This window comes from Microbacterium sp. B19 (genome assembly GCF_000333395.1).
In the GTDB taxonomy this organism is placed as follows: Bacteria; Actinomycetota; Actinomycetes; order Actinomycetales; family Microbacteriaceae; genus Microbacterium.
In genome coordinates, this window is record NZ_BADA01000314.1 from 1 (window position 1) to 3,033 (window position 3,033).

Sequence of the window (3,033 nt, forward strand, 5' to 3'; positions counted from 1 at the left end):
CGAGGTCGACCCCGGCATCGTCCAGGAGCAGACGGTACGGGTCGTGGTCGTTCACGGGGACGACGGCGCGCGCGGGGGCGCCGGCGGCGGACACGACCCGGGCGACGTTGACGCCCTTGCCCCCGGCATCCTCTCGCGAGGACTCGGCGCGCTGCACCTCGCCGGGCACGAGCGGACCGGTGAGCTGCACGGCGCGATCGGCGGACGGGTTGGCGGTGAGGGTGACGATCATGCGACACGCACCTCGGCGTCGGCGTCGGCAAGGGCCTGAGCGAGCGCGTCGGGCGGCGTGCCGTCGGTGACGAGCACGTCGATCTCGTCGAGGCGGGCGAACCGCACGAGCAGCTCCTCGCCGAACTTGGCGGTGTCGGCGACCACGACGACGCGGCGCGCCGCCCGGATGATCGCGGTCTTGACCGCCGCTTCCTCCGGGTCGGGGGTGCTGAGGCCGAACCCGGCGCTCAGTCCGTTCGTGCCCACGAAGGCGATGTCGGGGCGCAGCTCGCCGATCGACCGCACGGTGTGCGCGCCGACCGCGGCGGCGGTGACCCCGCGGACCTTGCCGCCGATCACGGTGAGCGAGACGCGGTCGTCACCCGCGAGCAGGTGCGCGGCCTCGAGCGAGTGCGTGACGATCTCGACGTCGCTCCCCTCCCCCAGCACCTGCGGGAGTTCGGCGGCGACGGCCGCGGGCGTGGTGCCGGCGTCGATGAAGATCGAGCCGCGGAACCCGGGGCTCAGCAGCCGGGCAGCCTCCGCGCCGATCGCGCGCTTCGCGTCGCCCTGGCGAAGTCGACGTTCCGACAGCGAGACCTCGGTGGTGCTCGCACGGTCGATGCCGACGGCACCGCCGTGGACCCGACGCAGAGCGCCGGTCTGCTCGAGGCGATCGAGGTCGCGACGAACGGTCTCGGTGGTGACGTCGAAACGACGAGCGAGGTCGACGACGCTGACGCGTCCGATCTCGCGCAGTTCGCGCTCGATGAGCTGCTGGCGCTCCATTGCGTACACGGAATCCCCTTCGAAGATTCCCACACAATACAACACACATCCACACGAATCAACAGACCCTCACGCAAGAGCAGACCGCGGTGCGATCGATGTCGCACCGCGGTCTGCGGCAATCTCGTAGCGGTCAGGGCAGCGCGATCGACGGGTCGAGGAACTCGTTGGTCGCGAGCTGCTCCGGAGTCAGCCCCGCGGGTACCGTCACGCCCTTCGCGGTCAGGATCGGGGTCACGATCGACTGCACGCGAGCGACCCGCGCCTCGTCGAAGGAGCCGAACGTCCCGTCGGGACCGTTCGCGGCCAGTCCCAGTGCGCGTTGCTGCGCGGTCGAGTTCTCGGCCTCGGCGGCGGGGTACACCCAGCCGTTGTCGTACTGCTCCACCGCCGACACGATGAGCGCGTCGGCCGCGGCCGGGTCGGCGAAGTAGTCCACGCTCGCCTGCTGGATCACGGGCACGAGCTTTGCGAGGCAGTCGGCCTTGTCGGCGATGTCCGCGCTGCGCGCGGCGAGCGCGACCGCGTAGATCGGGTACCCGGTGTCGGCGACCAGCTGGTAGTCGAGGGGGCGGCCCCACTCCGGGATCGCGTTCTCGTACACCCAGGGCTCGACGGTCGCGAAGCCCTGCTGCGCGGCGGTTCCGCCGGCGGCGATGAAGGCGGCGGGTGTGCCGTCGTACGAGCCGTCGAGCTGGGCGGTCCGCAGGAGTCCGGAGCCGGTGAGGTAGTCCATGTACGTGGTGCCGTCGAAGTAGCGCACCGTGGCATCCGTCTTCCCGAGGTCGGCGATGGAGTGCACGTTCGGGTAGGTCTGGGGATCCCACATGATCGCCCACGGGGCCTTCTCGAAGGTCGACATGACCGCGGTGGTGGGGAGGGCCTCGGATGCCGCGATGGCATCGTCGGTGTTCACCCAGCCGAGCAGGATGTCGGGATCGGTGTACATCTGGGCCGGGACGCCCGAGAAGCCGATGGCGGGTCCGCCGGCGCGGATCTCGACGTTCACCCCCGTCCACTCCCCCTTCGCCATGAGCGGTCCGGAGACGCTCTTCTTGCCGGCGTCGATCTGCGCGTCGGGGCCGAGGAGGCTGAACAGGCCGCCCTGTTCGGCCTGGGGGTTCCAGTCGGTCTGGATGACGACGGTCGCCGGGCACACGCCGGACAGGTCGACGGCGCCGATGGACAACCCCGCGGTGGAGGGTGCGTCGCCGCTGCCGGTCGAGGCGCAGCCGGAGAGTACGGCGGCGACGATCGCGCCCGCGGCGAGGGCGGACAGGGGGCGGGAGGGTCTGATCATGGGATTCTCCTGAAACGTGGTGGCGGGGCGGGTCAGAGGGAGTCGATGTCGGTGGCCGGGTCGCCGCTGAGCGTGAAGCGGTCGTCCGTCGTGGTGTAGAAGCTCGCCCCGAACCGGGCGACCGGGGCGTAGTCGGTGAGTCGCACGCGCATCCGCGAGCGGTCCACGAGACCCGGTCGGGTGCGGAGGCGCTGGACGCGGCCGAAGTAGATCTCGCGGCTCGGGATGTCCATGCGCGAGAACAGGACGCACTCGAGCGCGACGGGCGCGTCGGCGATGACGGGCGGACGGATGGATGCCGCGGGCACGGTGTCGATGCCCCGGTGCGCGAGCTCGTCGATCTCGGGGGGATGCCGCACGCTCGTGGCATCCATCGACTCGACCAGCGGGCGGTCGACGAGGTGGACGACGAACTCGCCGGTCGCGTCGATGTTCACCGCGGTGTCCTTGCGCGCGCCGCCCGGAAGGCGGTCGATGCTCACCATCACGAGCGGAGGGTCTTCGCCGACCATCGCGAACATCGAGAAGGGTGCGGCGTTGGGGACGCCGTCCGGGCCGAGCGTCGTCACCCACGCGATCGGGCGCGGGACGATGAGCGAGGCCATGAGCTTGTAGCGCTCGTAGGGCGTCAGCGTGTCGAAGTCCTCGATGTCATGCATGGCTCTGCACCCACCAGCTGAGGACGATGTCGCGCAGTGCGGCCTCGTCGTCGTCGCCGTAGAGGTCGCGGC

3 protein-coding genes and 1 pseudogene are annotated in these 3,033 nt (G+C 70.8%); all 4 read right to left on the bottom strand.

What is annotated here, in order from left to right; genetic code table 11:
- Positions 1-232 (bottom strand): annotated as a pseudogene (locus I5G_RS21995) (1-phosphofructokinase); the annotation flags it as partial.
- A complete protein-coding gene (locus tag I5G_RS11060; RefSeq protein ID WP_026095854.1) occupies positions 229-1,011 on the bottom strand; it encodes a DeoR/GlpR family DNA-binding transcription regulator in 783 nt (260 codons plus the stop codon). The pseudogene I5G_RS21995 and the gene I5G_RS11060, both read right to left, overlap by 4 nt.
- 124 nt (positions 1,012-1,135) lie before the next feature.
- Positions 1,136-2,302 carry a hypothetical protein gene (locus tag I5G_RS11065; protein ID WP_022879108.1) on the bottom strand — a complete coding sequence of 389 codons (1,167 nt, stop codon included), beginning with the start codon at positions 2,300-2,302 and terminating at the stop codon, positions 1,136-1,138.
- Positions 2,303-2,334: 32 nt separating this feature from the next.
- Positions 2,335-2,961, bottom strand: a complete 627-nt coding sequence (locus I5G_RS11070; RefSeq protein ID WP_022879109.1) for a flavin reductase family protein — start codon at positions 2,959-2,961, stop codon at positions 2,335-2,337.
- Positions 2,962-3,033 lie beyond the last annotated feature (72 nt).